The following is a 3,593-nucleotide window of genomic DNA, read 5'->3' as shown; positions in this document are numbered from 1 at the left end:
CCTCCAGGATCGCTAAAACAAATTCCCCGGTTGGAATCGAATATAACATTGTCCTTTATAATTACATTTTTTACATGGTAATGCCCGTCAGATGCAGGACCCCAACTACCGGAGCCACCGCCGTTTGTGTCGGTTCTCCTGTATCCCCACAAATAATTATTGCTGATAATCATGGGGTTGTTCGGGTCGTTGGAACCGCCTTTTAGGTCAATAGCATTTTCAGTCCATGCCCATAACCCGTTCGGATCATAGTTACCGTTACCGTCGGTGTAAACGTCGCTGTCCACATAGATATGGTTGCAGTCTATGATTGTCCCGGGGTAATCCACCTCAAGGCCACTGACTGCAGGATGGCGTAATGGCATGACACCGTCATTACAATTTTTTATCTCATTGTTCAGGATTTTTGTGTTTTTTAATGTCCTGGATATGTTCCAGGCTTCACCTGTTAGTAAAATTGCCACACGGTCTGCATCTATACCTGCTGCCGACATAGGGTCAATACGGGAATTTTGAATAGTAATATTTTCCGTATAGGGTGTATTTAATGTTCCTTTAATGACAAAACCATTATAAAAATTTTTTAAATGAATTCTATTTAAAACAATATTTTGAGAATGGTCTGCCACAGTATAACAGACTACACCGCCAGGATCAATACTTGACATCCGGTCCACAACCCAGTAATGCGCATTACTAAAGATTAATTGTACATCAGCCTGTTGTGCATCGCTTAATTTAGCAGGATGCGTATTATTCCCGTTGTACAGGGAAATATATCTTTTCTGCTCGGCCGTCCCGTCTGCTGTTATGGTTATGGTGCCATAACCTGAGTGAGGCTCAACGTAAAAATATCTTTTATTGCTGTCATTAATATGAGACCAATCAGATATTGTGCTGATCAAGAAATGTTCACTATTCAGAGAATCGTATGGAGGAATATTTACCTCCACTGTGTAAACACTTTCATTTTCTATTGCATGTATGTAGTTGTCCAGAACAAGTAAGAGACTCAACAGGATGATCAAGAAGAATTTTCTGTTAGAAGAATTTTTATTTGAATTTTTCATACGTAAATATTTTATGGTATAATCTCTTGTAAATAATTATTATTACATTATAAGAATCAAATGACCAGTGGTTGTTTTTTTGTTTATAATTTCAACCACTGGTACATTTTAAAACATATGTTCCTATTCAACTAAAACCATTTTCCCCGTTTTAATTTTATCATTGAATTGAATCTTGTAGAAAAATAATCCGGAAGGCACTTCGTTGCCCTTATAATCACGGGCATTCCATACAATGGTGTAGGAGCCGGGTTGATAGGTAGAATTAGCAATTTCGGCAAGTTCCCTACCATTTATATTATATATTTTAACCACGACATGCCCCTCCTCCGGTATATCAAATTGAATATGAGTGAATTCGTCAAATGGATTCGGATAATTTTTAACAGTAAAATTAGAATGAATTATTTCTCCTGTTCCCAAACTAATACTTATACTTTTAAGTTCATCCCTTCCAAAAACACGGAATTCGAGTATACTGCACCAATCGCCTTCATAAACTGCTGCATCAGTCACAGTCAAACGGACATACCGCCCCGTAACCTCGCTGAATGTGTCCGTAATCGGGTTTGCAAATGTACCCGGCTGTGTGTTGTCTAACCGGTCTACAACCTGGGTATAAGTTGTGTCCCCATCTGTTTTTACTTCCACTTTAAATTGATAGGCCCTGTCCAGGTGGCAAACCAATTCGGTTTTGCTGAGCAGGTAATCTTTCCCTAAATCTACCTCGACCCACTGCGGCATTGGGCTGGCTGACCAACGCAAGGCGCTGTTATCAGCTATCCCGTCCACAACATAAGAAGCCTCGTTGCCGGTTGCCTCGTCTGAAAAGGTAACCGTTTTGTATAAAGCCAGGTTGGTTACTTCACTGCTGTCAGCAGTTGTGAAATGCCATAAGGTACCCTCTGTCGTTCCTGCTGCATTTTTCTCATCAATCCTCCAATAGTAGGTGGTACTGTTGGAGAGGATGCCCGGGGCATAACTGGTACCGGCCTGGTTCTGTACAAACGCGGGAGGGTTGCTCGTCCCAAAATAGACGTCATGGGAAACCGCACTGCTGTCAGCGGTCCAGCTTAAATCCGTATTTATCGCAACACCGGTGGAATCATTGGAAGGGCTGGGATTGGCCGCTTGCCCGGGATACGGATTATCCCTTCCAAAAACACGGAATTCGAGTATGCTCGCCCAGGTACCCGTATAAACAGCTGCCCCGGTCACAGTCAAACGGACATAACGCCCGATGGCCTCGTCAAAAGTGTCCGTAATCGGATTCGCGGCCGAACCGGGCTGCATATTGCTCAGCCGATCCACAACCTGGGTATAAGTTGAATCACCGTCTGCTTTTACTTCCACATTAAACTGATAGGCCCTGTCTAAATAACAAACCAATTCGGTTTTGCTGAGCAGGTAATCCTGCCCCAGGTCCACCTCTACCCACTGGGGCATCGGGCTGGCAGACCATCGCAAGGCGCCGTCGTTATCAATACTGTCCACAACATTTGAGGCGGCGCGGCTGGAGTCATTTTCCTGGCTGGAATAAGTAACCGGTTTAAACAAGGCCAGGTTGCTGATTGCACCGCCTGAACCAGATTCAGTTGTAAAACTCCATACCACCCCCTCGGTCGTTCCTGCTGCATTTTTCTCATCAATCCGCCAGTAGTAAGTGGTACTGTTGGAGAGGATGCCCGGGGCATAACTGGTACCGGCTTGGTTCCGTACAAACGCGGGAGGGTTGCTCGCCCCAAAATAGACGTCATGGGAAACCGCACTGCTGTCAGCGGTCCAGCTTAAATCCGTATTTATCGCAACACCGGTGGAATCGTTGGAAGGGCTGGGATTGGCCGCTTGCCCGGGATACGGATTATCCCTTCCAAAAACACGGAATTCGAGTATGCTCGCCCAGGTACCCGTATAAACAGCTGCCCCGGTCACAGTCAAACGGACATAACGCCCGATGGCCTCGTCAAAAGTGTCCGTAATCGGATTCGCGGCCGAACCGGGCTGCATATTGCTCAGCCGATCCACAACCTGGGTATAAGTTGAATCACCGTCTGCTTTTACTTCCACATTAAACTGATAGGCCCTGTCTAAATAACAAACCAATTCGGTTTTGCTGAGCAGGTAATCCTGCCCCAGGTCCACCTCTACCCACTGGGGCATCGGGCTGGCAGACCATCGCAAGGCGCCGTCGTTATCAATACTGTCCACAACATTTGAGGCGGCGCGGCTGGAGTCATTTTCCTGGCTGGAATAAGTAACCGGTTTAAACAAGGCCAGGTTGCTGATTGCACCGCCTGAACCAGATTCAGTTGTAAAACTCCATACCACCCCCTCGGTCGTCCCCGATGTGTTTTTCTCATCAATCCGCCAGTAGTAAGTGGTACTGTTGGAGAGGATGCCCGGGGCATAACTGGTACCAGCTTGGTTCCGTACAAACGCGGGAGGGTTGCTCGCCCCAAAATAGACGTCATGGGAAACCGCACTGCTGTCAGCGGTCCAGCTTAAATCCGTATTTATCGCAAC

The 3,593-nt window shown here is 45.8% G+C and carries 2 protein-coding genes; both read right to left on the bottom strand.

Features of this window, described 5'->3' with window-relative positions; all coding sequences use genetic code 11:
- Positions 1 to 1,070, bottom strand: a 1,070-nt coding sequence (locus D1164_RS23455; protein WP_147372285.1) for a hypothetical protein, incomplete at its 3' end; no start/stop codon positions are given.
- 123 nt (positions 1,071 to 1,193) lie between these two features.
- Positions 1,194 to 3,593: discoidin domain-containing protein (locus D1164_RS23450; RefSeq protein WP_119352338.1), on the bottom strand; the 2,400-nt coding region annotated here is incomplete at its 5' end.

The sequence above is a fragment of the Mariniphaga sediminis genome, from assembly GCF_003573545.1.
Lineage (GTDB): Bacteria > Bacteroidota > Bacteroidia > Bacteroidales > Prolixibacteraceae > Mariniphaga > Mariniphaga sediminis.
Note: the sequence above shows the minus strand (reverse complement) of the source record. Positions and strands in the feature narration are given on the sequence as shown.